General features: G+C 72.4%; 24 protein-coding genes and 1 pseudogene. 10 read left to right on the forward strand and 15 right to left on the reverse strand.

Annotated features, from left to right (window positions below; all coding sequences use genetic code 11):
* Positions 1 to 18 precede the first annotated feature (18 nt).
* The 5 genes and pseudogenes from ACU436_RS30110 (at position 19) to ACU436_RS30130 (ending at position 3681) form a co-directional block, all read left to right on the forward strand.
* Positions 19 to 1200 (forward strand): MFS transporter, encoded by a 1182-nt coding sequence (locus ACU436_RS30110; RefSeq protein ID WP_459030387.1) that lies wholly within the window; start codon positions 19 to 21, stop codon positions 1198 to 1200.
* Positions 1197 to 1787: pseudogene (locus ACU436_RS30115) on the forward strand (amidase); the annotation flags it as partial. The gene ACU436_RS30110 and the pseudogene ACU436_RS30115, both read left to right, overlap by 4 nt.
* A 247-nt stretch (positions 1788 to 2034) precedes the next feature.
* Entirely contained in the window at positions 2035 to 2244 is a 210-nt protein-coding gene (locus ACU436_RS30120; protein WP_459030672.1) for an amidase family protein, read from the forward strand.
* 25 nt (positions 2245 to 2269) lie between these two features.
* Positions 2270 to 2848, forward strand: coding sequence for a TetR/AcrR family transcriptional regulator (locus tag ACU436_RS30125; RefSeq protein ID WP_459030388.1), 579 nt, complete (start codon positions 2270 to 2272; stop codon positions 2846 to 2848).
* Complete coding sequence (locus tag ACU436_RS30130) at positions 2845 to 3681, forward strand: MBL fold metallo-hydrolase (protein ID WP_459030389.1); 837 nt, start codon at positions 2845 to 2847, stop codon at positions 3679 to 3681. The genes ACU436_RS30125 and ACU436_RS30130 overlap by 4 nt, the downstream gene beginning before the upstream one ends.
* On the opposite strand, the gene ACU436_RS30135 is transcribed toward ACU436_RS30130, so the two are convergent.
* Genes ACU436_RS30135 through ACU436_RS30155 form a run of 5 tightly spaced genes read right to left on the reverse strand, consistent with a single transcriptional unit; the run spans position 3674 to position 7037 of the window.
* Positions 3674 to 4192, reverse strand: coding sequence for a GNAT family N-acetyltransferase (locus ACU436_RS30135; protein ID WP_459030390.1), 519 nt, complete (start codon positions 4190 to 4192; stop codon positions 3674 to 3676). The two genes, ACU436_RS30130 and ACU436_RS30135, sit on opposite strands and share 8 nt — an antisense overlap.
* Complete coding sequence (gene ndk, locus ACU436_RS30140; protein WP_459030391.1) at positions 4189 to 4599, reverse strand: nucleoside-diphosphate kinase; 411 nt, start codon at positions 4597 to 4599, stop codon at positions 4189 to 4191. Before ndk ends, ACU436_RS30135 begins: the two co-directional genes overlap by 4 nt.
* A 21-nt stretch (positions 4600 to 4620) precedes the next feature.
* Positions 4621 to 5148, reverse strand: coding sequence for a DM13 domain-containing protein (locus ACU436_RS30145; RefSeq protein ID WP_459030392.1), 528 nt, complete (start codon positions 5146 to 5148; stop codon positions 4621 to 4623).
* 36 nt (positions 5149 to 5184) lie between these two features.
* Complete coding sequence (locus tag ACU436_RS30150) at positions 5185 to 5562, reverse strand: DUF4233 domain-containing protein (RefSeq protein ID WP_459030393.1); 378 nt, start codon at positions 5560 to 5562, stop codon at positions 5185 to 5187.
* Positions 5559 to 7037 carry a bifunctional folylpolyglutamate synthase/dihydrofolate synthase gene (locus ACU436_RS30155; RefSeq protein WP_459030394.1) on the reverse strand — a complete coding sequence of 493 codons (1479 nt, stop codon included), beginning with the start codon at positions 7035 to 7037 and terminating at the stop codon, positions 5559 to 5561. The genes ACU436_RS30150 and ACU436_RS30155 overlap by 4 nt, the downstream gene beginning before the upstream one ends.
* A 73-nt stretch (positions 7038 to 7110) precedes the next feature.
* Between ACU436_RS30155 and valS the strand changes: the two genes are divergently transcribed.
* The 3 genes from valS to ACU436_RS30170 are packed head-to-tail and all read left to right on the forward strand — an operon-like array spanning position 7111 to position 11262.
* On the forward strand, positions 7111 to 9630 hold the full coding sequence (gene valS / locus ACU436_RS30160) for a valine--tRNA ligase (protein ID WP_459030395.1): 2520 nt from the start codon (positions 7111 to 7113) through the stop codon (positions 9628 to 9630).
* Positions 9631 to 9667: 37 nt separating this feature from the next.
* On the forward strand, positions 9668 to 10750 hold the full coding sequence (locus ACU436_RS30165; RefSeq protein ID WP_459030396.1) for a serine hydrolase domain-containing protein: 1083 nt from the start codon (positions 9668 to 9670) through the stop codon (positions 10748 to 10750).
* An 11-nt stretch (positions 10751 to 10761) separates the two neighbouring features.
* Entirely contained in the window at positions 10762 to 11262 is a 501-nt protein-coding gene (locus ACU436_RS30170) for a pyridoxamine 5'-phosphate oxidase family protein (RefSeq protein WP_459030397.1), read from the forward strand.
* A gap of 72 nt (positions 11263 to 11334) precedes the next feature.
* Here ACU436_RS30170 and ACU436_RS30175 read toward each other — a convergent pair whose 3' ends face one another.
* The gene (locus ACU436_RS30175) at positions 11335 to 13980 is read right to left on the reverse strand and encodes a valine--tRNA ligase (RefSeq protein WP_459030398.1); all 2646 of its coding nucleotides are present in this window, start codon (positions 13978 to 13980) and stop codon (positions 11335 to 11337) included.
* Positions 13981 to 14068: 88 nt separating this feature from the next.
* Between ACU436_RS30175 and ACU436_RS30180 the strand changes: the two genes are divergently transcribed.
* Positions 14069 to 15508 (forward strand): amino acid permease, encoded by a 1440-nt coding sequence (locus ACU436_RS30180; protein ID WP_459030399.1) that lies wholly within the window; start codon positions 14069 to 14071, stop codon positions 15506 to 15508.
* A 102-nt stretch (positions 15509 to 15610) separates the two neighbouring features.
* Here ACU436_RS30180 and ACU436_RS30185 read toward each other — a convergent pair whose 3' ends face one another.
* Positions 15611 to 16357 (reverse strand): hypothetical protein, encoded by a 747-nt coding sequence (locus ACU436_RS30185; RefSeq protein ID WP_459030400.1) that lies wholly within the window; start codon positions 16355 to 16357, stop codon positions 15611 to 15613.
* 28 nt (positions 16358 to 16385) lie between these two features.
* The gene (locus tag ACU436_RS30190; protein WP_459030401.1) at positions 16386 to 17888 is read right to left on the reverse strand and encodes an alkaline phosphatase D family protein; all 1503 of its coding nucleotides are present in this window, start codon (positions 17886 to 17888) and stop codon (positions 16386 to 16388) included.
* Positions 17889 to 17964: 76 nt separating this feature from the next.
* Between ACU436_RS30190 and ACU436_RS30195 the strand changes: the two genes are divergently transcribed.
* A complete protein-coding gene (locus ACU436_RS30195; protein ID WP_459030402.1) occupies positions 17965 to 18387 on the forward strand; it encodes a PPOX class F420-dependent oxidoreductase in 423 nt (140 codons plus the stop codon).
* Between the two features lie 18 nt (positions 18388 to 18405).
* Here the strand turns inward: ACU436_RS30195 and ACU436_RS30200 are convergent, their stop codons facing one another.
* The 7 genes from ACU436_RS30200 to tig all read right to left on the reverse strand — a co-directional run bounded on the left by ACU436_RS30200 (position 18406) and on the right by tig (position 24725).
* The gene (locus ACU436_RS30200; RefSeq protein ID WP_459030403.1) at positions 18406 to 18690 is read right to left on the reverse strand and encodes a DUF6457 domain-containing protein; all 285 of its coding nucleotides are present in this window, start codon (positions 18688 to 18690) and stop codon (positions 18406 to 18408) included.
* A 23-nt stretch (positions 18691 to 18713) separates the two neighbouring features.
* Positions 18714 to 18854 (reverse strand): MFS transporter small subunit, encoded by a 141-nt coding sequence (locus ACU436_RS30205; RefSeq protein ID WP_459030404.1) that lies wholly within the window; start codon positions 18852 to 18854, stop codon positions 18714 to 18716.
* Complete coding sequence (locus ACU436_RS30210; protein ID WP_459030405.1) at positions 18851 to 20242, reverse strand: OFA family MFS transporter; 1392 nt, start codon at positions 20240 to 20242, stop codon at positions 18851 to 18853. Before ACU436_RS30210 ends, ACU436_RS30205 begins: the two co-directional genes overlap by 4 nt.
* Positions 20243 to 20427: 185 nt before the next feature.
* Positions 20428 to 21711 (reverse strand): ATP-dependent Clp protease ATP-binding subunit ClpX, encoded by a 1284-nt coding sequence (gene clpX / locus ACU436_RS30215; RefSeq protein ID WP_459030406.1) that lies wholly within the window; start codon positions 21709 to 21711, stop codon positions 20428 to 20430.
* A gap of 177 nt (positions 21712 to 21888) precedes the next feature.
* Complete coding sequence (locus ACU436_RS30220; protein WP_459030407.1) at positions 21889 to 22512, reverse strand: ATP-dependent Clp protease proteolytic subunit; 624 nt, start codon at positions 22510 to 22512, stop codon at positions 21889 to 21891.
* Positions 22509 to 23117, reverse strand: a complete 609-nt coding sequence (locus ACU436_RS30225; RefSeq protein WP_459030408.1) for a ClpP family protease — start codon at positions 23115 to 23117, stop codon at positions 22509 to 22511. The genes ACU436_RS30220 and ACU436_RS30225 overlap by 4 nt, the downstream gene beginning before the upstream one ends.
* Positions 23118 to 23285: 168 nt before the next feature.
* Positions 23286 to 24725: a trigger factor gene (gene tig / locus ACU436_RS30230; RefSeq protein ID WP_459030409.1), complete on the reverse strand. Its 1440-nt coding sequence runs from the start codon at positions 24723 to 24725 to the stop codon at positions 23286 to 23288.
* Between the last annotated feature and the right edge of the window lie 152 nt (positions 24726 to 24877).

The raw sequence follows: 24877 nt of genomic DNA on the forward strand, positions 1-24877 counted from the left end.
GCGCGGAGCATCCCCGGCGTGGACGAGGTGGACGTGGGAGTGCGGCAGCGGGACCGGGTGTGGTGGGGAGCGGGTGCGGCCGTCGCGGCGGTGGGCTGGGGCGCGCAGCAGTTCGCCCCGCTGCTGCTGATGTACCGGGCGGAGCTGGGCGTGGGCGCCGCGACCGTGCAGGCGGTGTTCGCGATGTACGTCGTCGGGCTGGTCCCCGGCCTGCTGTTCGGCGGTCCCGTGTCCGACCGGTACGGCAGGCGCCCGGTCGTCCTCGCCGCGCTGGCCGCGTCCGCGGTCGCCTCGGGCCTGCTGGTCATCGGCGGTCTGGGCGTCGGGTGGCTCTTCGCCGGCCGGCTCGTCGCCGGGTTCGCGAGCGGGGCCGGCTTCAGCGCCGGCGCGGCCTGGGTCCGGGAGCTCAGCGACGGCGGCGAGCGCGGCCCGCGCCGGGCGACCGTCGCGATGACCGCGGGGTTCGGCCTCGGCCCGCTGGTCGCGGGCGTGCTGGCGCAGTGGGCGCCGGCCCGGACCGTGCTGCCCTACCTGCCGCACCTGCTGCTCACCCTCGCCGTCCTGCCGCTGGTGCGCCGCACCCCGGAGATGCACACCGCGGGCGCGGCCGGCGGCATGCTGCGCATCCCCGAGCTGTCGTCGCGGCGGTTCCGCACCGTGGTCGCGCCGCTGGCGCCCTGGGTGTTCGGCGTGGTGGCGGTAGGCATCGCCTACCTGCCCGGGCTCGTCGGCCCCCGCCTCGGCGGGTACGCGCTGATCTTCTGCACGCTGGTCACGCTGCTCGGCGCCGCCGCGGGGATGGCGGTGGTACCCGTGGCCCGCCGGGTCGCCCGGGGCGGGAGCCGCCGCCTGCTCGCCACGGCGCTGGCCAACGTGATCGCCGGCCTCCTCGTGGCGGCCGGCGCCGCGGCCGCCGCCGACCCGCTGCTCGTCCTCGTGGCGACCGTCGTGCTCGGCGCGGGCTACGGGTGCTGCCAGGTGTGCGGCCTCACCGAGGTGCAGCGCATCGCGGCACCCGGCCGGCTCGCCGGGCTCACCGCCGCCTACCAGGCGATCTCCTACCTGGGGCTCGCCGCGGCCGTCCCCCTGGCGGCCCTCGACCACCTCGTCCCGCCGGCCGTCCTGCTGCTCGGCCTCGCCGCGCTCGCCGCGCTCACGCTCGTGGTGACGACCCGCGCCGCGGGGAGCACCGGACGATGAGCGACGAGGTCGAGGCCGCGCTGGAGCGCGCCCGGGAGATCGCAGGGCTGAACGCGTTCGTCGCGATCGCCGACTCCGTGCCCACGCCGGGACCCACCGGAGGTCCGCTCGACGGCGTCCCGATCGCCGTGAAGGACAGCATCCACGTCGCCGGGTTCCCGTGCACCGGCGGAACGCCCGCCCTGCGGGACTGGCGCCCTGCGGCCGACGCCCCGGTGGTGCGGACGCCGCGGGCCGCCGGTGCCCTGGTCGTCGGGAAGACCGGCATGCACGAGCTGTCGGCCCGGATCACGTCCCACAACCTCGCCTACGGAGCCGCGCGCAACCCGCACGACCCGCGCCTCGTCGCCGGGGGCAGCAGCGGCGGCAGCGCCGTCGCCGTGGCGACGGGTGTCGTGCCGCTCGCGCTGGGCGCGGACACCGCGGGCTCCGTCCGGATCCCGGCCGCCCTCTGCGGGTGTGTCGGGTTCCGCCCCACCACGGGGCGGTGTCCCGGCGACGGCGTGATCCCGCTGTCGGCCACGCGCGGCACGATCGGCCCGATCACCCGCACCGTCGCCGAGGCGGCGCTCGTCGACGAGCTGGTGACCGGAGAGCGGTCCGCTCCGGTGGAGCTCGCCGGACGGCGTCTCGGGTCGGGTCCGGTGGAGCGCGGGTGGCTCGCCGACCAGCTCTGGGGCGAACCGGTCCCGGACACCCACCACGTCGAGATCCTGGAACGGGTGCGGCCGGCGGTCGTGGCGCGGTACGCCGAGTGCATCCGGGGAGACCGGGTCGAGGCGCTGGTGCTGCCCACGACCTCGGCTCCCGGCGCGTCCGATCGGTCAGGACGACGTGGTCGAGATCAACGGCCGTCCCGTCGGCACCCTCGACGCGTACCTGCGCAACACCGATCCGACGGCGTTCGCCGGTCTCCCGAGCATCTCCGTGCCGGCCGGCCGCACGGCGGCCGGGCTCCCGGTGGGGCTGTCCTTCGACGGCCTCCCCGGCACCGACACGACGCTGCTCGCGTTCGCCGCCGCCTTCGAGCGTATCGACACATAGTAGACCGGTCTCTATAGTTCGGCGCGTGCCGAGACGATCAGACACGCGGGAACGCGTGATCCGGACGGCGGCGAGCCTGTTCCGGGCCCAGGGCTACCACGCCACCGGGCTCAACCAGGTGCTCGCCGAGGGCGGCCTGCCGAAGGGCTCGCTGTACTTCCACTTCCCCGGCGGGAAGGAGCAGCTCGCCGTCGAGTCGCTGCGCCTGTCCGGCGAGGAGCTGGGCACCGGGATCGCGGCCGCGCTCGCCTCCACCCCGGAGCCCGCCGCCGCCCTCGAGCGCGTCCTCGCCCTGCTCGGCGAGCACCTCGTCGCCACCGACTTCCGCGAAGGCTGCCCGGTGGCGACGGTCGCGCTGGACGCCGCCGCGCAGAGCGAGCCGATCCGCGCCGCGTGCGCGGACGTCTACGGCTCCTGGCAGGAGCTCGTCGCGCGGCACCTGGGTGCGGCCGGCATCCCCGATCCCGACGGGCTCGCCACCGTGCTCATCGCCGCCGTCGAGGGCGCCATCCTCCTCGCCCGCACGCAGCGGGACGTCACACCACTGCAGACCGTGGGGACGCGCCTGAGCGCCCTGCTCGCACCGGAACGGAGACCGGAATGAGGATCCACCACCTCAACTGCGGCACGATGCGCCCGTTCGGCGGCCGCCTCGTGACCGGGAGCGGCCCACTGTTCGGGACCGCCGAGATGATCTGCCACTGCCTCCTCGTCGAGGCCGGCCACGGGCTCGTCCTCGTCGACACCGGGTACGGCACCGACGACGTCCGGAACCCGGACGCGTCGCTCACCCGGTCGTTCCGGCGGCTGGCGCGGCCGGTGCTCGCGGAGTCCGAGACCGCCATGCGCCAGGTCGAAGGGCTCGGGTTCCGCGCCGACGACGTCACGGACGTCGTCCTCACCCACCTCGACCTCGACCATGCGGGCGGCCTGCGCGACTTCCCGCACGCCCGCATCCACGTGCTGCGCAGCGAGCTGGAGGCGGCGCGCGCCGCCCGGACGTCGAAGGAACGCACCCGCTACCCGCGGGCCCAGTGGGCCCACGGGCCGCAGTGGGTGACGCACGACCCGCAGGGCGACGACTGGTTCGGGTTCACCGCGGTCCGCGAGCTGCCCGGCGTGCCGACGGACATCCGGCTGGTCCCGCTGGCCGGCCACACCGTGGGCCACACCGGCGTGGCCGTGCGCGACGGGGACGGCTGGCTGCTGCACGCGGGCGACGCGTACTTCCACCACGACGAGATGCGCGCCGACACCCCGGCGTGCCCGCCGGGTCTGCGCTACATGCAAGCGCGGATGGAGACCGCACGCGGCCTGCGGCTCGCCAACCAGGACCGGCTGCGCGAGCTCGGGCGCGAGCACGGAGACCGGGTCACGGTCTTCAGCGCCCACGACGCGGTGGAGCTGCGGGCGATGCAGCGGCAGCGGGTCAGTTGAGCCGCAGCTGGAACCAGTGCTCGTCGCGCACGTCGTCGGGTCCCATGCGCAGCGCGTCCGGGAACAGGCCGACCTGCGTCCAGCCCTGCTCGACGTAGAACTCGGGCAGGGTGGTGCCGCCGCGCGCGGAGAGCAGCAGCTGCTCCAGCCCGATCGCGGTGGCGCGCGCGACCGCGGCGTCGAGCAGGGCCGTGCCCCACCCGCGACCCTGCAGGTCGGGGTGCACCATCAGCCGGACGACGTCCGCCCGGTGCCGCATCGTGGCCTTCGCCCCGCGCCGGAGGAAGACGGCGCCGAGCAGGTCATCGCCGGAGCCGAGGGCGATGAGCTCCTCGCGCCCCGCCCGTACGTCCTCGACCACCTGCTCCGCGGACGTCCGGATCTCCTCCTCCGGCGCGTCCGCCACGAACCCGACTGCCCCGCCGGCGCGCGTCACGGCCGTCCAGAGGGTGCCCAGTGATGTCACCGTCTCCGGCCCCACCTCGACGAGGAGGCGGGGCCCGGACGTCACAGGTTCGGGAACCAGAGCTTGATCTCCCGGGCCGCGCTCTCGGGCGAGTCGGAGCCGTGCACGAGGTTGTACTGCGTCTCCAGGCCGAAGTCGCCGCGGATGGTGCCGGGGGTGGCCTTCTCGACCGGGTCCGTGCCGCCGGCGAGCTGGCGGAACGCGGCGATGGCCCGCGGGCCCTCCACCACGGCCGCGAGCACCTGGCCGGAGGTGATGAACTCCAGCAGGTCGCCGAAGAACGGCTTGCCGTCGTGCTCGGCGTAGTGCTGCTCGGCGAGCTCGCGCTCGACGGCGCGCAGCTCGAGCGCGACGACGTCGAGCCCCTTGCGCTCGATCCGGGAGATGACCTCGCCGATCAGGCGGCGCTGCACGCCGTCGGGCTTGACGAGGACCAGGGTGCGTTCAGTCACGCGGACGAGGGTATAGGCGCCTCATGCGGCCACCGGCTCCAGGTCTGCCGCCGCGAACGACACCGCGAACCGCGCGCACCAGATGCTCACGCCGGACAGCTCGGCGAGGTCGACGTCGGGCGGGAGCGGGTAGTTCGAGCTGCCGATGTTGCCCTTGAGAGCGCCGAGGTCGACGTACCGGCCGTCGTCGAAGACTCCCCACCCGTCGCGGCCCTCGATCACCGGGGCATCGGTGATCCACACGTGCAGAGCCGGCCCGTTGCTCGTGCGCAGATCTTCGAGGCGCAGCACCCGGGAGCCGTCCGGGAGCTCCAGGACGACGACGGAGCCGCTGCTGTCGTGCTCGTGGCTGATCAGCTCGCCGCGGCCGAGGACGACCGGCCCGGCAGGCGGTGCCGCGGCTGCGGGCCGCTCGGCGACCGGCGGCGCCTCGTCCACGCGGTCGTCGACCACGAGCTTCCAGGGCTCGAAGACCGCCAGCGCCACCGCGACGAGCACGGCACCGACGGTGAGGAGCGTCCAGCGGAGTGGACGCGTGCGAACGGCCATGGCTCCAGCGTGGCGGACGAAACGCCCGAAAGACCCTTACGGATCGCGGACCTGCTGGCTCGGCAGCTCGCCGCGGGCCATCTTGCCGGCGAGGTCGCGGCGCAGCAGCAGGATCCCGACCCACACCAGCGCGAACACCACGCCCATCACGCCGAGCGCCGGCACCAGCAGCCCGCACGCGATCATCGCCGCCTGCAGCCCGAGCGCGAGCCAGAGCCCCCACGGCCGCCGCTGCAACCCCGCCGCGACGACCATCGCCACGGCGAGCGCAAGGATCACCGCGACGCCGAACGGGGTGGCGCCCTCGCCGAACTTCGAGAGCACGAGCAGGGAGAGCGCCACGACGATCGCCTCGAGCGTGAGCGTGGCGGCGTACACGCCCCGGAGGCCCTTCATCGGGTCCGGCGCCGTCATGCCGGCTCCTTCCCGAAGAGCGTGCGCACCTCGCCCGCGGTGACGACCGAGCCGGTGATCACGATCCCGACCCCCGACTCGCCGCCCTCCTCCGCGAGCTCCCGCGCCTGGTCGACCGCGGCGCCGAGGACCGGCTCGACGCTCACGCGGGCCGAGCCGAACACCTCGACGGCGAGCGCGCCCAGCTCGTCGGGGTCCATGGCCCGCGGCGAGGAGTTGGCCGTGATCACGACCTCCTGCAGCACGGGCTCCAGCTCGGCGAGGATGCCGCGGACGTCCTTCTCGCGCATCACGCCGAGCACACCGACGAGCCGGGTGAAGCGGAACTCGGTGGTGAGCGCGGCCGCGAGCGCGCGGGCCCCGTGCGGGTTGTGGGCGGCGTCGGCGAGCACCGTCGGCACTCCGGCGCCGGCCGCGAGCCGCTCGAGCCGCCCCGGTGAGACCGCGCCGGCGAACGCGGCCCGCACCGCGTCGGCGTCGAGCGGCTGTTGCGGCCCGGCGCCGACCAGCGCCTCGGCGGCGGCCAGCGCCAGCGCCGCGTTGTTGGCCTGGTGCTCACCGTGGAGCGGGAGGAAGAGGTCGTCGTACGTGCCGCCGAGACCCTGGAGCACGAGGCGCTGCCCGCCCACGGCCAGCTCCCGCTCGCGCACGCCGAACTCGACGCCCTCGCGCGCGACCTGCGCGTCGACCTCGACGCAGCGCTCCAAAAGCACGTCGGCCACCGCCTTCTCCTGGGCGGCCAGGACGGCGACGGCGCCGGGCTTGATGATGCCGGCCTTCTCCCGCGCGATGCCGAGGATGTCGGTGCCGAGGTACTCGGCGTGGTCCAGGCCGATCGGGGTGATCACCGCGACCGTGCCGTCGGCGACGTTGGTGGCGTCCCAGCGCCCGCCCAGCCCGACCTCGATCACGGCGGCCTCGACGGGGGCGTCGGCGAAGGCCGAGAAGGCCATGGCCGTGAGCACCTCGAACTTGGAGAGCGGAGTGCCCTCCTTCGCGTCGACCAGCTCCACGAACGGCTTGACGTCCCGGTAGACCTGCACGTACTTCTCGGGCGTCACCGGCCGGTTGTCGATGTTGATCCGCTCGGTGGCCCGCTGCAGGTGCGGGCTCGTGTACCGGCCGGTGCGCAGCCCCACCTCGGTGAGGATGGCGTCGACCATGCGCGCGGTCGACGTCTTGCCGTTGGTGCCGGTCAGGTGCACCACCGGGTAGCCGCGGTGCGGCTCGCCGAGCACGTCGACCAGCGTGGAGATCCGGTCGAGCGAGGGCTCCATGACCGTCTCCGGCCAGCGCCGGTTCAGCTCCTGCTCCACGGCGAGGAACTCCGCGAACCCCAGCGTGGACGACTGGGCGGGCACCACGTCCGGGGTGTCGCCGCCGCGGATGGCGTCGAGGACGTGCGACACCACCGCGTCCTCGGGCGTTTCGATCTCGCCCTCGCCCTCGGGCCGCTCGACGCGCTCGTCACTCACGGGTTCGAGTCTACGAGCCGGGACCGGGTGAAACCCGGGGCGGGCGTCGCGTCCCCAGCACTACCGTTGCCGCATGACGACCCCAGCTGCCTCCCTGCCGGAGCGGCCCACGATCGACGGCCTCGAGCCGCGGTGGGCCGGCCGATGGGACGAGCTGGGCGTACACCGGTTCGACCGCACGCAGCCGCGCGAGGCCGTGTTCGCCATCGACACCCCGCCCCCGACGGTGAGCGGATCGCTGCACGTCGGGCACGTGTTCTCCTACACCCACACCGACGTCGTCGCGCGCTACCAGCGGATGCGCGGGCGGGCGGTGTTCTACCCGATGGGCTGGGACGACAACGGCCTGCCCACCGAGCGGCGCGTGCAGAACCACTTCGGCGTCCGCTGCGACCCCGCGCTCCCCTACGACCCCGCGTTCGAACCCCCCGAGAAGCCGGGCGAACACCAGGTCCCGGTGTCGCGGCGCACCTTCATCGAGCTGTGCGAGCGCCTCACCGAGGCCGACGAGGTGGCGTTCGAACAGCTCTGGCGCCGGCTCGGGCTCTCCGTCGACTGGTCCACGACCTACCGCACGATCGGCCGCCCGGCCCGGGTGGCCGCGCAGCGGGCCTTCCTGCGCAACCTCGCCCGCGGCGAGGCGTACCTGGCCGAGGCACCGACGCTCTGGGACGTCACGTTCCGCACGGCCGTGGCACAGGCGGAGCTGGAGGATCGCGAGCGGCCGGCCGCGTTCCACCGGCTGCTGTTCACCCGCGCCGACGGCACCGACCTGGAGATCGCCACCACCCGGCCGGAGCTGCTGCCGGCGTGCGTCGCGCTGGTGGCCCACCCGGACGACGAGCGCTACCGCCCGCTCCACGGCACGCGCGTGCGCACGCCCGTCTTCGACGCGGAGGTGCCGGTGCTCACGCACCGCGCCGCCGACCCGGAGAAGGGCACCGGCATCGCGATGGTGTGCACCTTCGGCGACACCACCGACGTCCTGTGGTGGCGCGAGCTGCAGCTGCCCACCCGCACCGTCGTGGGTCGCGACGGCCGGTTCCTCCCGGACCCGCCTGCGGGCCTCGACGGCGCGGCGTACGCCCAGCTCGCCGGGGCCACGGTGCACACCGCCCGGGAGCGGGTGGTCGCCCTGCTGCGGGAGAAGGGCCGGCTGGTCGGCGAGCCGGAGCAGATCACGCACGCCGTCAAGTTCTACGAGAAGGGCGACAAGCCGCTCGAGATCGTCACCACCCGGCAGTGGTACGTGCGCAACGGCGGCCGCGACGACGACCTGCGGGCGGCCCTGCTGGACCGCGGCCGGGAGCTCGACTGGCACCCGGCGCACATGCGCGCCCGCTACCAGAACTGGGTCGAGGGCCTGAACGGCGACTGGCTGGTCAGCCGCCAGCGCTTCTTCGGCGTGCCGTTCCCCGTCTGGTACCCGCTCGACGAACACGGCGAGCCCGCGTACGACCGCCCGATCGCCGCGGACGAGGCGGCGCTGCCGGTCGACCCGAGCACCGACGCCCCGCCCGGGTACACCGAGGCGCAGCGCGGCGTGCCGGGCGGCTTCGCCGGCGACCCGGACGTCATGGACACCTGGGCGACGTCGTCGCTCAGCCCGCAGATCGCGGGCGGCTGGTGCACCGACGACGACCTGTTCCGGCGGGTCTTCCCTTTTGCCCTGCGGCCGCAGGCCCACGACATCATCCGCACCTGGCTGTTCGCAACGGTGCTGCGCGCCCACACCGAGCACGGCGCGCTGCCGTGGCGGCACGTCGCGATCTCCGGGTGGATCCTCGACCCGGACCGCAAGAAGATGTCGAAGTCCAAGGGCAACGTCGTCACGCCGATGGCGCTCCTGGAGCAGTACGGCTCGGACGCCGTGCGGTACTGGGCGGCCGGCGCCCGCCCCGGCACCGACGCCGCCTTCGACCCGGCCCAGATGAAGATCGGCCGCCGGCTCGCGATCAAGGTGCTCAACGCGAGCCGGTTCGCGCTCTCCACCGGGGCCGCACCCGGCCACGTCACGGCGCCGCTGGACCGGGCCCTGCTCGCGGAGCTGGCCGACACCGTCGATGCCGCCACCGCCGCACTGGACGACTTCGACCACGCCCGCGCCCTGGAGGCCGTGGAACGGTTCTTCTGGCACTTCTGCGACGACTACCTGGAGCTGGTCAAGGCCCGCGCCTACGGCGAGCACGGGCCGGACGCCGCTGCCTCCGCCCGGGCCGCGCTGGCCACGGCACTCTCGGTGCTGCTGCGGTTGTTCGCGCCGGTCCTGCCGTTCGTCACGGAGGAGGTCTGGTCCTGGTGGCAGGAGGGCTCGGTCCACGTCGCGCCGTGGCCCGACGCCGCCGAGCTCCGCGCGCAGGCCGGCGACCCCGAGGTCCTCACCGCCGCCACCGACGTCCTCACGGCGGTGCGGCGGGCCAAGTCGGAGGCGAAGGTCTCCATGCGCACCGACGTCAGCAGGACGGTCGTGACGGCACCGGAGGCCGTACTCGCCCGGCTCGCCCTCGCCGAGGCCGACGTGCGCGCCGCGGGCCGGATCCAGGAACTCGACGTCCGGGAGGGAGCCTCCCTGGAGGTGGGCGTGAGCCTCTGAGCGATGAGTTCCGGCCCCGGGGACGGTCTCATGTGACGTGAGCGAGGAGAGCCTTGCCCCGGCGGTCGACGCCCTGCTCGACGAACTGGTGGCGTCGGGGGCAGAAGTCGGGCTGCAGGTCGCCGTCATCCGGCACGGGCGGACGATCGTCGACGCGGCGCGCGGCGTGGCCGATCCGCGCACCGGGGCGCCGGTCGAGCCGGGGACGCTGTTCTGGGCCGGTTCCACCGCGAAGGGCGTGGCGTCGACGGTGGCGCACGTCCTCGTCGAGCGGGGTGCTCTCGCCGACGACATGCGCGTCGCCGAGGTGTGGCCCGAGTTCGGGGCGCACGGCAAGGACCAGGTGACCCTGCGCCACGTGCTGATGCACACCGCGGGCGTGCCCGGCCTCCCACCCGACACGAGTGCCGCCGACCTGTGCGACTGGGACCGCATGTGCGCGGTCGTCGCCGACGAGACGCCGTGGTGGGAGCCCGGAGCGGGGTTCGGCTACCACGCCAAGACGTTCGGGTTCCTGCTCGGCGAGACCCTGCGCCGGGCGACCGGCCACCCGATCTCGACCCTGCTGCGCAGCCACGTCACCGGCCCGCTCGGCGTCGGCGACGAGGTCCACTTCGGTGTTCCGCCGCCCCTGCTGCCGCGGGTCGCCCGGCAGGTCGGTTCCACGACGGCGCGGCCGGAGCCCGGGTCGCCGCTCGACCGGGCGATGCCGCCGGGCGTCGTCCCGGACGCCGACTACGCCAACCGCCCCGACCTCCTCACCAGCGACATCCCCGCCGAAGGCACCATGAGCGCCCGCGGCGTCGCCCGCATCTACTCCGCGCTCCTGGAGCACCTCGTGTCGCCCGCCCGACGCACCGAGATCGCCACGGTCGCGTTCACGGGGACGGACCAGGTGATGGGCTTCCCGGCGTCCTGGACGTACGGCTACGCGCCCTTCCGCCCGAGCGGCCACGGCCGGCCCGGCTCGGCGTTCGGCATGGTCGGGTCGAACGGTTCCGCCGCCTTCGCCGACATCGACTCCGGTGTCGCGGTCGCGGTGATGCGCAACCACTTCGCGGCCGGCGGCGTCACCACCGCAGCCCGGATCGACCAGCTGATCGTGGATGAACTGGCATGAAAGGACCCTCGATGGGCACACCGACGACCTCGCTCGACAGCAGGTTCAGCGACCCGGCCGCCACCCCCACCCCGTGGGACGACGCCGCCCGGGTCCTCGAGACCGCCGAGCTGTTCTGGATCACCACGGTCCGGGCGGACGGCAGGCCGCACGTCACCCCGCTCGTCGCGGTGTGGCTGGACGGCGCCATCCACTTCGGCACCGGCGAGTCCGAGCAGAAGGCCCTGAACCTCCGCTCCAACCCCCACGTGATCCTGACGACCGGCAGCAACACCTGGGACCACGGGCTCGATGTGGTGGTCGAAGGTGACGCCGTCCGGGTCGCGGACGACGACACGCTGAAGCGGCTCGCCGACGCCTGGCGCACGAAGTGGGACGGCCGCTGGCAGTACGAGGCGCGCGCCGGGGCCTTCCACCACGAGGCAGGCGAAGCGTTGGTGTACGCCGTGGCCCCCACGAAGGTCCTGTCCTTCGGCAAGGGCACGTTCAGCCACACGAGCCACCGGTTCTGACCCGTTGGGCCTCCGACGGCCACTTCACGATGGGTGCCGACGGGCCATTGTGCGACGGCGCGCTGCTCGTCCCTAGGCCTCTGGCAGGGTCTCCAGTCGCCCCGTCACCCGCTCGATCTCGGCCACCGCGGCCTCCCGGCGCGTCCGGATGCCCTCGACCACCTCGGCCGGGGCCTTCTCCAGGAACTTCGGGTTGCCCAGCTTCTTGTCCGCCTGGTCGAGCTCCTTCTGCGCGGCGGCGAGGTCACGGCCGAGGCGGGCGCGCTCGGCGGCCACGTCGATCGCGCCCGAGGTGTCGATCTCGACGTGGACCCTCCCGCCGGACAGCAGGACGTCCAGGGTGGCGGTGGGGGCGAAGCCGTCGCCGGCGTCGTCGAGCCGGGCGAGCGAGCGGAGCGCGGCGGCCGCGCCACCGGGACCGGCCTCGCCGAGACCCGCGGCGGGCAGGCCCTCCACCCGAGCCGCGACCCGGCGACTGTCCGGCAGGCCCTGCTCGGTGCGGAACCGGCGCACCTCGGTGACCAGCTTCTGCACGTCGGCCAGCCGACCGCTCGCAGCGACGTCCGCCGCGGCGCCCACGCCCGTCGGCCACGACGCGACCACCACGGACTCGCGGCCCGTCAGCGCCGTCCAGAGCGCCTCGGTGACGAACGGGCTGATCGGGTGCAGCAGCCGGAGCAGCGCGTCCAGCACGTGGCCGAGCACCGCACGGGTGCCCGCGGCCGTGCGCTCGTCACGCAGCTGCACCTTGGCCAGCTCGAGGTACCAGTCGCACAGCTCGTCCCACGTGAAGTGGTAGAGGCCCTCGGTGGCCTTGGCGAACTGGAAGTCCTCCAGCAGCGCGTCGGTCTGCTCGGACACCTCGGCGAGGCGCCCGAGGATCCAGCGGTCGGCGTCGGTGCGGTCGGCCTCGGCGGGCAGCTCCAGATCCGGCGACGCGCCGTTCGTCAGCGCGAGCCGGGTGGCGTTCCACAGCTTGGTGCCGAAGTTGCGGGAGCCCGCGACCCAGTCCTCCGACAACGCCATGTCGGTGCCCGGGTTGGCGCCGCGGGCGATGGTGAACCGCAGCGCGTCGGCGCCGTAGCTGTCGACGAGGTCCAGCGGGTCGATCGTGTTGCCCTTGGACTTCGACATCTTCTTGCCGTGCTGGTCGCGGATCAGCCCGTGCAGGAACACGTGCTCGAACGGCGGCTTCCCGTCCATCGCGTACAGGCCGAACATCATCATCCGGACGACCCAGAAGAACAGGATGTCGTAGCCGGTGACCAGCACGGACGTCGGGTAGTAGCGCGCGAGGTCGGGGGTGGCGTCCGGCCAGCCCAGCGTCGAGATCGGCCACTGGCCCGAGGAGAACCAGGTGTCGAGGACGTCCTCGTCCTGGTGCCAGCCCGGGCCCGACGGCGGCTCCTCGTCCGGCCCGACGCACACGACCTCGCCGTCCGGCCCGTACCAGACCGGGATGCGGTGGCCCCACCACAGCTGCCGGCTGATCGTCCAGTCGTGCATGTTGTCGACCCAGTCGAAGAAGCGCTTCTCCAGCTCCTTCGGGTGGATCTCGGTGCGGCCGTCGCGCACGGCGTCACCCGCCATCTTCGCGAGCGGCTCGACCTTGACGAACCACTGCAGCGACAGCCGCGGCTCCACTACCGTGTCGCAGCGCGAGCAGTGGCCGACGGCGTGGACGTACGGGCGCTTCTCGGCGACGATCCGGCCCTGAGCGCGCAGCTCCTCGCGCACGGCCTCACGCGCGGCGAAGCGGTCCATCCCGTCGAAGCGGGTGCCGGAACCGCTGATGACCGCCGCTTCGTCCATGATCGAGGGCATCGGCAGGTCGTGGCGGCGGCCGATCTCGAAGTCGTTGGGGTCGTGCGCGGGCGTCACCTTCACCGCGCCGGTGCCGAACGCCGGGTCGACGTGCTCGTCGGCGACCACCGGGATCTTCCGCCCGACGATCGGCAGCACGATCTCACGGCCGATCAGGTGCTGGTAGCGCTCGTCGTCGGGGTGCACGGCCACGCCGGTGTCGCCGAGCATCGTCTCGACGCGGGTGGTGGCGACGACCACCGAGTCGTCGCCCTCGCCGTAGCGGATGGAGACGAGCTCGCCCTCGTCGTCGTGGTGGTCGACCTCGATGTCCGAGAGCGCCGTGTGGCACCGCGGGCACCAGTTGATGATCCGCTCGGCCCGGTAGGCGAGGCCGTCGTCGAAGAACCGCTTGAACATCGTCTGGACCGCACGGGACAGGCCCTCGTCCAGCGTGAACCGCTCGCGGGTCCAGTCGACGCCGTCGCCGAGGCGGCGCATCTGGCCGAGGATCGCCCCGCCGGACTCGGCCTTCCACCGCCAGACTTCCTCGACGAAGGCCTCCCGGCCCAGGTCGTGGCGGCTGCGCCCGTCGGCGGCCAGCCTGCGCTCCACGACGTTCTGGGTGGCGATGCCGGCGTGGTCCATGCCGGGCAGCCACAGCGCGTCGTAGCCCTGCATCCGGCGCCGCCGGGTGAGGATGTCGATGAGCGTGTGGTCCATGGCGTGGCCGAGGTGCAGGCTGCCCGTGACGTTCGGCGGCGGGATGACGATGCAGAACGGCGGCCGGTCCGACGCGTTGTCGGCCTCGAAGTACCCGCGCTCCACCCACCGCTCGTAGAGCACGCCCTCTACCTCGCCCGGGTTCCACTGGGCGGGCAGGTCGGCGGTGCGCGGTGGGAGGGTGTCGGTCACCTGACGAATTCTACGAGCGACCCACCGGGTGCCCGTGACCGGTCGCGAGCCCGAGCGCGAATCGGCCGGTCGGTCTAACGTCCTGTGGATGTCGGTCATGCGCACGATCTCGGTCGAGCACGTCCTGGAGCGGGGCAAGAACGAGAACCTGAAACGGATGCTGCGCGGGCGCGACCTCGTCGGGTTCGGCGTCGGCATCATCATCGGGACCGGCATCTTCACCCTGGCCGGGGTCGAGGCCAAGGACCACGCGGGGCCGGCCGTCACGCTGTCGTTCGTGATCGGCGCGGTCGTCGCCGCGCTCGCCGCGCTCTGCTACGCCGAGCTGGCGTCCTCGGTGCCGACGGCGGGCTCCGCCTACACCTACGCCTTCGCCACGCTCGGCGAGCTGTTCGCGTGGATCATCGGCTGGGACCTGCTCCTCGAGTTCGGGCTCGGGCTCGCCGTGGTCTCCCGGAGCTGGTCGAGCTACCTGGCGAACCTGTTCGGGCTGCCACAGGTGCTGTTCGGCGAGACGGCGCCGGTCAACATCGGAGCCGTCCTGATCATCGGCGTGCTCACCGTCGTGGCCGTCATCGGCATCCGCGAGTCCGCCCGGCTCACCAACGTGCTGGTCGTGATCAAGCTCGCGGTCTGCGTGCTGATCATCGGGGTCGGGGTGTTCTTCATCGACGCCGCGAACCTCACCCCGTTCATCCCGCCCGCGACGCCCGTCGCCGAGGGCGGCTCGGTGCTCGAACAGCCCGTCGTGGAGGGCGTGTTCGGGCTGCCGGCCACGGCGTACGGCATCGGCGGGATGCTCACCGCGGCCGCGGTCGTGTTCTTCGCCTACACCGGCTTCGAGGCGCTGGCCAACCTGGGCGAGGAGACCCGCCGCCCGGAACGCGACATGAAGGTCGGGCTGCTCGGCGCGCTGGGCGTGTGCGCGGTGCTCTACATCCTGGTCTCGTTCGTGCTGACGGCGATGGTGCCCTACGAGCAGATCGACTCCGGCGCCCCGCTCGCGGGCGCGTTCAACGCGGTCGGACTGCCCTGGGTCGGGGCGCTGATCTCCCTGGGCGCCGTCACGGGCCTGACGTCGGTGATGATGGTGGAGCTCGTCACGATCGGCCGGATCGGGTTCGCGATGGGCCGCGACGGGCTCCTGCCGGCGCCGATCGGCACGGCCCACCCCCGCTTCGGCACCCCGCACCGGATGACGATCATCGGTGCCGTGGTGATCGCGATCATCGCGGCCACCATCCCGATCTCCGAGCTCGCCGACATGGTCTCCATCGGGGCGCTGAGCGCGATGATCATCGTCGCGATCGCGGTTCCCGTGCTGCGCCGCACCCGGCCCGAGCTCGAACGCCCGTTCCGGGTGCCGCTGTCGCCGGTCGTGCCGGCGCTCGCCGCCCTGGCCTGCTTCTACCTCATGCTGAACCTCGACCTGCTCAGCTGGGTGCGGTTCGCCGTCTGGCTGGTCATCGGCCTGGTGATCTACCTGGCGTACGGCAGGCACCACTCGCTCCTGAACCACAGCGACTAGACGAGTCGCCCTGTCAGCACTATGGAGCCGTAGTGCTGTTTAGACGGCCTGCAGATCGCGTTGTGGCTCCATGACGCGCCCACGGTGCCAACTCCCACGCACCTAGGCCGGCAGCAGCACCGCCTGCAGCCGGTCGAAGCCCAGCACGGGCGCGAGCCTGCGCTCCCGGGCCAGGCGCAGGTCCAGCGCGCGGACCTCGCCGCTCGTCGGCTCGTACACGCGCCAGCGGCCGTCGCCCTGCACGCCGACGGCCAGCACGTAGTGGCGCGGCACCAGTGCCCCCACCAGCAGCGGCACCGGCCGGGCGGCGGCGAGTGCCGCCCGGACCTGAACGAGCGCGTCGTCGAGGTCCGCGGCGGACACGTCGTCGACCAGCCGCACGCGGTACGGGCCCGCGGCGGGGGCGTACCGGCGCAACCAGCGGACCATCCCCCACGGGGTCGTGCCCAGCGCCTGAGGCCAGAACCGCGTCGACTGCCGGTGCACCTCCCGCTGCCGGGCGTCGTAGCGCGCGCCGAACCCGATCGCGACGCCCGCCCGCGCCCCGGCGGCCGCCCCGGACCCGGCCGCGGCGGGAGTGGAGGCCCCGGCGCCGTCGAGGCGGGCCGTCTCCGCCGGGTCGGCCCACGCCGCGAGGGCGATGAGCACCGCGCTGCCGCACGTGGTTCCGTCGACCTGGTCGAGGCGCGCGCCGCCCCGCCGTTGCGCGCCGAGCCGGTCGGCGAGCAGCGGACGCCGGCCGGCCGCCAGCGGCCGAACCTGCGCCACCGGTTCCGGCTGCGGACGACGCCGGGCCGCGCGCCCGCCCGAGGAGCCGATCCACCGCGCCATCCCGACCACGGTCCGCATGCCCCCGATCCTCCCCCGGAGGTACGGGTCACGCCACGGCCGGCACGGTGGTCGACCAGAGCTCCTCCCCGCCCTGCCCGCACAGCGTCACGCGCAGCTCGCCGTCCGGCGCGACCTCGACCTCGCCGAAGTGCTGGAACCCCTCCGCCGGTGACGTGCTCGGGACCGGCGGGGCGTGCACGAACGCGGCCTCCGGGCCGAACGTCGGGTCGAGGGGGTTCGGCCCGAACGCGCCCGCGTGCAGGGGCCCCGATACGAACTCCCAGAACGGGTCGAACTCGGTGAACGCCGCCCGCTCCGGGGCGTAGTGGTTGGCGGCGGTGTAGTGCACGTCGGCGGTCAGCCACACGACGCCCCGGACCCGGCGCCTGCGCAGCTCCGACAGCACCCAGGCGAGCTCGGCCTCCCGCCCGCTCGGCGGCCCGGCGACACCGTTCGCGACGGCCTCCCACGCCGTCCCGTCCGGCACCTGCACGCCGATCGGCATGTCGGACGCCACGAACTTCCAGGTCGCCTGCGACGAGGCCAGGCCGTCGACGAGCCAGCGGGCCTGCCGGTCGCCGAGGATGCGTTCCAGGGGGCCGGTGTTCGCGCTGTTGGCGTCCCGGTAGGTACGCATGTCGATCACGAACACCTCCACGTGCGCCCCGTAGGGCATCCGCCGGTACACGCGGCCGTCCACGGCCCGGCGCGGGTCCAGCGGCACCCACTCGTGGAAGGCCCGGAACGCCCGCTCGGCGAGCACGTCCACCCGCTTCTCGGTGTAGCGGTCGTCGGCGAGCACCTCGCCCGGGTACCAGTTGTTGGTGACCTCGTGGTCGTCCCACTGGTTCACCTGCGGGACGACGGCCGTGAACGCGCGCACGTGGTCGTCGAGGAGGTTGTAGGCGAACTGCCCGCGGAACTCGTCGAGCGTCTCGGCCACCTTCAGCTTCTCCGGCGTCACCAGGTTCCGCCAGATGCTCCCGTCGGGCAGCGCGACGGTCTCGGTGAGGGGGCCGTCGGCGTAGACGGTGTCGCCGCTGTGGAGGAAGAAGTCGGGGTCGCGCCCGGCCATCGCGCGGAAGATCTGCATCCCGCCGCGGTCGCGGTCGATCCCCCAGCCCTGCCCGACCACGTCGCCGGACCAGACGAACCGCACGCCCTCGCTACGGGCCGGGGGCGTGCGGAACACACCGGTCAGCGGCTCGCTCGCGACACGGCCGTCGAGGTCCTCGGCCGTGACGCGGTAGTGCACCGTGCGTTCGTGCCCGAGCACCCGCACTTTCCCGGCGAGGCCGGTGTCCGGCGTGAGGACCGGGCCCTCGACCCGGCGTACGTGTTCGAAGCCGGGATCGTCCGACACCTCGACGATCATCCGGGACGGGCGGTCCGCCCGTGTCCAGACGAGGCCGGATCCGCGGACCACGTCCCCGGACTGGACGCCGTGGGTGAGCACGGGCCGGTCGGGCCGGACGAGTCCGGGTGCGGCGAGCGCGCCGACAGCGGCGGCGCGGAGCAGGGTGCGGCGGTCGATCCGGAGGGAGCGCATGGGCCTGGTGTAGTCCAGCCGGGTGAACGGACTCCGGTCCACAGGTGAACGGCGGCGCCCACACTACGGTGCGGACGTGTCCGACCTGACGCCCGGGATCCGGGCCTTCCTCTCCGCCGGAACGCGCACCGGCAAGCTGGGCTACGTGGCCAAGGACGGCCGCCCACTGGTGGCGCCGGTGTGGTTCGTCCTCGACGGTGACGAGCTGGTCTTCAACACCGGGGCGGCCACGCCCAAGGCACGGGCGATCGCCCGGGATCCCCGGGTGGTGCTCTGCGTCGACCTCGCCGAACCGCCGTACGCGTTCGTGCAGGTGCAGGGCACGGCGACGGTTTCCGACGATCCGGACGAGCTGGTGCGGACCGCCACCGCGATCGGCGCCCGTTACATGGGCGCCGACCAGGCGGAGGAGTTCGGGCGGCGCAACGGGGTGCCGGGCGAACTGGTGGTGCGCCTGCGACCGACCCGGGTCGTCGCCGATCTCGACGTGACCGGCTGACGATCCCGGTTTCCGGGTTCAGGCGCGCTCGGTGTCCGCACTCCAGGCGTCGGCGAGCCCGCTGATCTTCCGGGCGTGGTCGCGGGCGGCGACCGCCGGGTCGTCGGCGCGCCCGGCCGCCACGCCGACGAGGAAGGCCGTGACCGGCGCTCCCGGGCGGGAGACGCCGTGGGCCACGTCGGACGTCAGGTCGAGGACCATGTCGACGACGCCCTCGCGGTCGAGGGCGCCCTCGATCCCCAGTTCCCGCACCACGGCGGTGACCCACTCGGACAGGGCGCGTGCATCGCTGCTGTCAGCCACGCCGCGACCCTAGTGTCCCGGATTCAGCCACCGAACAGCGCGGGGATCTTGATCACCAACTGGTAGAGGCCGTACAGGAACGGGATCACGACCCACGCCCATGCCAACCAGGCGATGGGCGGCGGGCCGGTGTGGACCCCGGAGGTGTCGGGCTGCGTGCTCATGCCGCCTTCGCTCCCGTCGTGCCGATGGCCTGCTCCCCGACCGGCTCGTGGAACCGCTCGTTGACCGGCCGGATGAGCTCGTTGCAGATGAAGCCGACCACGAGCAGCCCGATCATGATCGAGAACGCCAGCGTGTACACGGCGGGGCCCTCGCGACCCGCCGCCTCCTGCGCGTCCGCGATCGCGTTCACGATCACCGGCCCGAGCACGCCGGCCAGGGACCACGCGGTGAGCAGCCGGCCGTGGATCGCGCCCACCTGGTAGGTGCCGAAGAGGTCACGCAGGTACGCGGGCACCGTCGAGAAGCCGCCACCGTAGAAGGAGATGATCAGCATCGACGCGACCAGGAACAGCGCCTGGTTGGTGTTGCCCAGCAACGTGATGAGCAGGTACAGCAGCGCACCGACGCCGAGGTACACGCGGTAGATGTTCTTGCGCCCGATGAAGTCGGACGTCGAGGACCAGATGAACCGCCCGAGCATGTTCGCGAGCGAGAGGATCGCGACGAAGCCCGCCGCGGCGGCGGCGATCTGGGTGCCGGCGTCGGGGAAGTAGTCCTGGAAGATCGGCGAGGCCCGCTCGAGGATGCCGATACCGGCCGTGACGTTGAACGTCAGCACGATCCACAGCAGCCAGAACTGCGGGGTGCGGATCGCGTTGTTCGCCGACACGTTCGCGGTGGTGATGAGCGACCCGGTCTTCGCGGTGGTCGGGTTCCAGCCGGCCGGCTTCCAGTCGTCGGCGGGCACCCGCACGAGGAGCCAGCCCACCGACATGAACACCGCGTACACCACGCCGTGGACGAGGAAGGCCAGCGCGACACCGCTCGACTGGGCGTTGTCACCGGTTGCCCCGAACGCGGACAGCATCGACGCCGACCACGGGGACGCGATCAGCGCGCCACCGCCGAAGCCCATGATCGCCAGGCCGGTGGCCATCCCCGGACGGTCCGGGAACCACTTGATCAGGGTGGACACCGGCGAGATGTAGCCGATGCCGAGCCCGATCCCGCCGATCAGCCCGTACCCGACGATGACCAGCCAGTACTGGCCGATCCAGACGCCGAAGGCCGAGACGAGGAACCCGACCGAGAAGCAGACCGTGGCGATGAACATCGCCCAGCGCGGCCCGTTGCGGTCCACCGCCGTGCCGAACACGGCGGCCGACACCCCCAGCATCACGATGCCCAGGGTGAACGGGAGCGCCGTCAGCGTGCCCGCGGCCGGGTTGCCCTCGAGCATCGTGGCGGCGAGCGGGTTCTTGAAGACGCTCCAGGCGTACGCCTGCCCGATCGCGAGATGGATGGACAGCGCAGCGGGTGGAATCAACCACCTGCTCCAGCCGGGCGGCGCGATGATGCGCTCACGTTGCAGGAAACCGACGGTCATGGCAGCTCCCTCGCCACCTCACGGGATGCGACCGCGTGACCCTAGATCAGGGTAGATGCGCGTGCAACTTCATGCGACGACCGGTCGACGAACGGCGGACGAACAGCACACACCGGCACCGGAAATGCCGCGGCGCCGGCCCGCATGGCGCGGACCGGCGACGCGTTGGGGAGTTGCTCCGTGGGTCAGGCGGACCGCTCGCGGCGCTCCCGGCGTGCCGGGGTGCGGGGAACGATCGTCGGGTTGACGTTGCTGCGCACCGTCTGGCCGGATACGACGACCTTCGCCACGTCGTCACGGCTCGGGATGTCGTACATGCAGGGCAGCAGCACCTCCTCCATGATCGCTCGGAGGCCGCGGGCGCCCGTGCCGCGCAGGATGGCCTGGTCGGCCACCGCTTCGAGCGCGTCCTCGGTGAACTCCAGCTCCACGCCGTCCATCTCGAACAGCTTGCGGTACTGCTTCACCAGTGCGTTGCGCGGCTCGGTGAGGATCTTGACGAGGGCGTCCTTGTCCAGCGAGGTGACCGAGGCGACGATCGGCAGGCGGCCGATGAACTCGGGGATCAGGCCGAACTTGATGAGGTCCTCGGGCAGGGTCTCGCCGAAGCTCTCGGCCGGGTCGACCTCACGCTTGGAGCGGATCTCGGCGCCGAACCCCAGACCACGCTTGCCCACCCGGTCGCCGATGATCTTCTCGAGACCCGCGAACGCGCCCGCCACGATGAACAGCACGTTGGTGGTGTCGATCTGGATGAACTCCTGGTGGGGGTGCTTGCGCCCGCCCTGCGGCGGCACGCTCGCGGTGGTGCCCTCCAGGATCTTCAGCAGCGCCTGCTGCACGCCCTCACCGGAGACGTCGCGCGTGATCGACGGGTTCTCCGACTTGCGGGCGATCTTGTCGACCTCGTCGATGTAGATGATGCCGGTCTCGGCGCGCTTGACGTCGTAGTCGGCGGCCTGGATCAGCTTGAGCAGGATGTTCTCGACGTCCTCGCCCACGTACCCGGCCTCGGTGAGCGCCGTGGCATCGGCGATCGCGAACGGCACGTTGAGCAGCTTGGCCAGGGTCTGCGCCAGGTAGGTCTTGCCGCAGCCGGTGGGACCGAGCATGAGGATGTTGGACTTGGCGATCTCGATACCGTCGCCGCTGTCGCCGCCACCGCGGCGTTCGCCGGCCTGGATGCGCTTGTAGTGGTTGTAGACCGCAACCGACAACGTGCGCTTCGTCTGGGACTGACCGACGACGTACTGGTCGAGGAACTCGTGGATCTCCGCCGGCTTGGGCAGCTCGTCGAGCTTGACCTCACCCGCTTCGGCCAGCTCCTCCTCGATGATCTCGTTGCAAAGATCGATGCACTCGTCGCAGATGTAGACCCCAGGACCGGCGATCAGTTTCTTGACCTGCTTCTGGCTCTTCCCGCAGAACGAGCACTTGAGCAGGTCACCGCCGTCGCCGATGCGTGCCATGAGTGCAGACCCCAAATCCTTCTCTGCGCTGCCCCGGCGGGTCCGGGAGGCGCGCTCTCTGGACGGTACCCGTCCGACCCGGTCCCCGGGGAGCTTCGCGTACCGGAGATTCGGCGACGGGTCGGCGGACGGTCGGCGCCGGCCTTCTGACCGGCGCCGACCACGCCTCTCGAATTGTCAGACCGCGGAGAGCTTGCGGCTCTGGATGATCTCGTCGACGATCCCGTACTCCTTGGCCTCCGGTGCCGTGAGGATCCGGTCCCGCTCGATGTCATCGTGCACCTGCTCGGGGGTGCGGTTGGTGTGGTGGGCCAGCGTGGTCTCCAGCAGCCTGCGCATGCGGGAGATCTCGGCCGCCTGGATCTCCAGGTCCGACACCTGGCCGTAGAAGCCCTCGGTGGCGGGCTGGTGGATCAGCACGCGCGCGTTCTGCACGGCGAGGCGGCGCCCCGGCGTGCCGGCCGCGAGCAGCACCGCCGCCGCGGACGCGGCCTGCCCGAGGCAGACCGTCTGGATGTCCGGGCGGATGAACTGCATCGTGTCGTAGATCGCCATCAGCGACGTGAACGACCCGCCCGGCGAGTTGATGTACATGCTGATCTCGCGGTCCGGGTCGGCCGACTCGAGGCACAGCAGCTGCGCCATCACATCGTTCGCGGATGCGTCGTCGATCTGCACCCCGAGGAAGATGATGCGCTCCTCGAAGAGCTTGTTGTACGGGTTGGACTCCTTGACCCCGTAGCTGGTGCGCTCGACGAAGGACGGCAGCACGTACCGCGACTGCGGCATCTCGAAACTCATCGGGTGCTCCCGTTCTGGTTCGCGTCGGGAAGCTCCCCGGCGCGGGAGATCACGTGGTCGACGAAGCCGTACTCGAGCGCCTCCTGCGCGGAGAACCACCGGTCGCGGTCGAAGTCGGCGATGATCCGGTCGACCGTCTGGCCGGTGTGCTCGGCGATGAGCTCCGCCATCTCGCGCTTGTGGCGCTTGAACAGCTCCGCCTGGATGGAGATGTCGGACTCGGTGCCACCCACACCCGCCGACGGCTGGTGCATCAGGATCTGGCAGTGCGGCAGCGCGTACCGCTTGCCGGGCGTGCCTGCCGAGAGCAGGAACTGCCCCATGGAAGCGGCCATGCCCATCCCGTAGGTGGCGACATCGCACGGGATGAACTGCATCGTGTCGAAGATCGCCATGCCGTCCGGCACCGAGCCACCGGGCGAGTTGATGTACAGGGAGATGTCCGATTCGGCGTCCTCACCCGCGAGCAGGAGCATCTGCGCCGCGATGCGGTTGGAGATCTCCGAGTCCACCTGCTGGCCGAGCACGATGATGCGCTGCTGCAGCAGCCGCTCGTACACGGAGTCGGACAGCGTCATCGACGCGGGCGCACCGCCCCGCCGCATCGCCTCTCCGACGAGTCGGTCCGCCGTACGCGGGCCGATGCCTTCTGAGCTCACTGCACCCTGCCTTCTACTGATTCGGCTCGCGTGTCCATCGATGACGACCCTACGCGGACGAACCTCTCATCCGCCGCGTCTGGCCAGGTTGTTCGCTGTGGGCGTGCCGCGGCCTCAGGAGGAGGCCGGCGCCTTCTCCTCGGTGGCGGCCGGGGCGTCATCGCCCGCCTCGGTGGCCTCCTCGGTGGCCTCCGAGGTGGTCTCCTCGGCAGTCTCCGCGTCCTCCGGCTCGTCCTCGCCCAGGACCTCGGACATGTCGACCTCGTTGCCCGACTCGTCGGTGACGCCGGCCGCGCGCACCGCGGCGATGAGCGCCTTGCTGCGCCGCACGTCGGAGTAGATCGCGCCCAGCTGGCCGGCCTCCTGGATGCGCCGCACGAACTCCTCGGGCGGCATCTGGTACTGCTGCGCCTGGAAGACGATCCGCTCGGTGAGCTCCTGGTCGTTCACGGTGGTCTGCTCGCGGTCGGCGAGCGCGTCGAGCACGAGGCGGGTGCGCACGGACTTCTCCGCCGCCTCCTTGGTCTCGGTGTCGAACTCCTCGCGGGTCTGCCCCTGCGAGACGAGGAACTCCTCGAACTTCGCCTCGTCGTGGTCGAAGGGGTGCACGGCGTCGTGCAGCGTGGAGTCGACCTCGGCCTGCACGACCGACTCGGGCAGCGGCACCTCGGTGGCGTCGACGATGGCGTCGAGCACCTTGTCCCGGGCCTGCGTGACCTGCTCCATCTTGCGGGCGCGGCCGAGCCGCTCCCGCAGGTCGGCCGTGAGCTCGTCGAGCGTGTCGAACTCGCTCGCCAGCTGGGCGAACTCGTCGTCGGCGTCAGGGAGCTGGCGCTCCTTGACGGCCGTGACCTTGACGGTGACCTCGGCGTCCTTGTCGGCGAACTCGCCGGCCACGAGCCGGGAGGTGAAGGTGGCCTCCTCGTCCGCGGAGAGACCCTCGATGGCCTCGTCGATGCCGTCGATGAGGCCACCCTGGCCCACCTGGTACGAGAAACCGGTGGTGGTGGCGTCCTCGACGGTCTCGCCGTCGACGCTGGCCGACAGGTCGATCAGGACGAAGTCGTCCTTGGCGGCCGCGCGCTCGACCCCGGTGAGGGTGCCGAAGCGGGCGCGCAGGTTCTCCAGCTGCTCGTCGACGTCGGCGTCGCTGACCTCGACGTCGTCGACGGAGACGGAGATCGACTCGAGGTCGGGCAGGTCGATCTGCGGGCGGACGTCCACCTCGGCCTTGAACGCGAGCTTGTCGCCGTCGGCGATCTCGGTGACCTCGATGTCGGGCCGCCCGATCGGGGTGACGTCTTCCGCGGTGGTGACGGCCTCGCTGTACTTGGCCGGGACCGCGCCGTTGACGACCTCCTCGAGCACGACGCCACGGCCGAGGCGGGCCTCGATGATGCGGGCCGGCACCTTGCCCGGGCGGAAGCCCGGCACGCGGACCTGCTGGGCGATCTTCTTGTAGGCCCGGTCGAAGTCCGGCTTCAGCTCGTCGAAGGGCACCTCGACGTTGATGCGGACTCGCGTCGGGCTCAGCCGCTCGACGGTGCTCTTCACGGTGGGACTACTCCTCCGTTTTGCTGGGATGTGCGCGGGTCGCAATCGACATGGGCCCGCTGGCCACGGACACCCGCGGGCATCCGGCCGGTCGTCCCCGCGAGTCTACGGGTCCGGCCGCTCGGAGCCCGGGCGGGCCGGAACCGGCTGCG

It is taken from the genome of Pseudonocardia wallangbongensis (genome assembly GCF_054486945.1).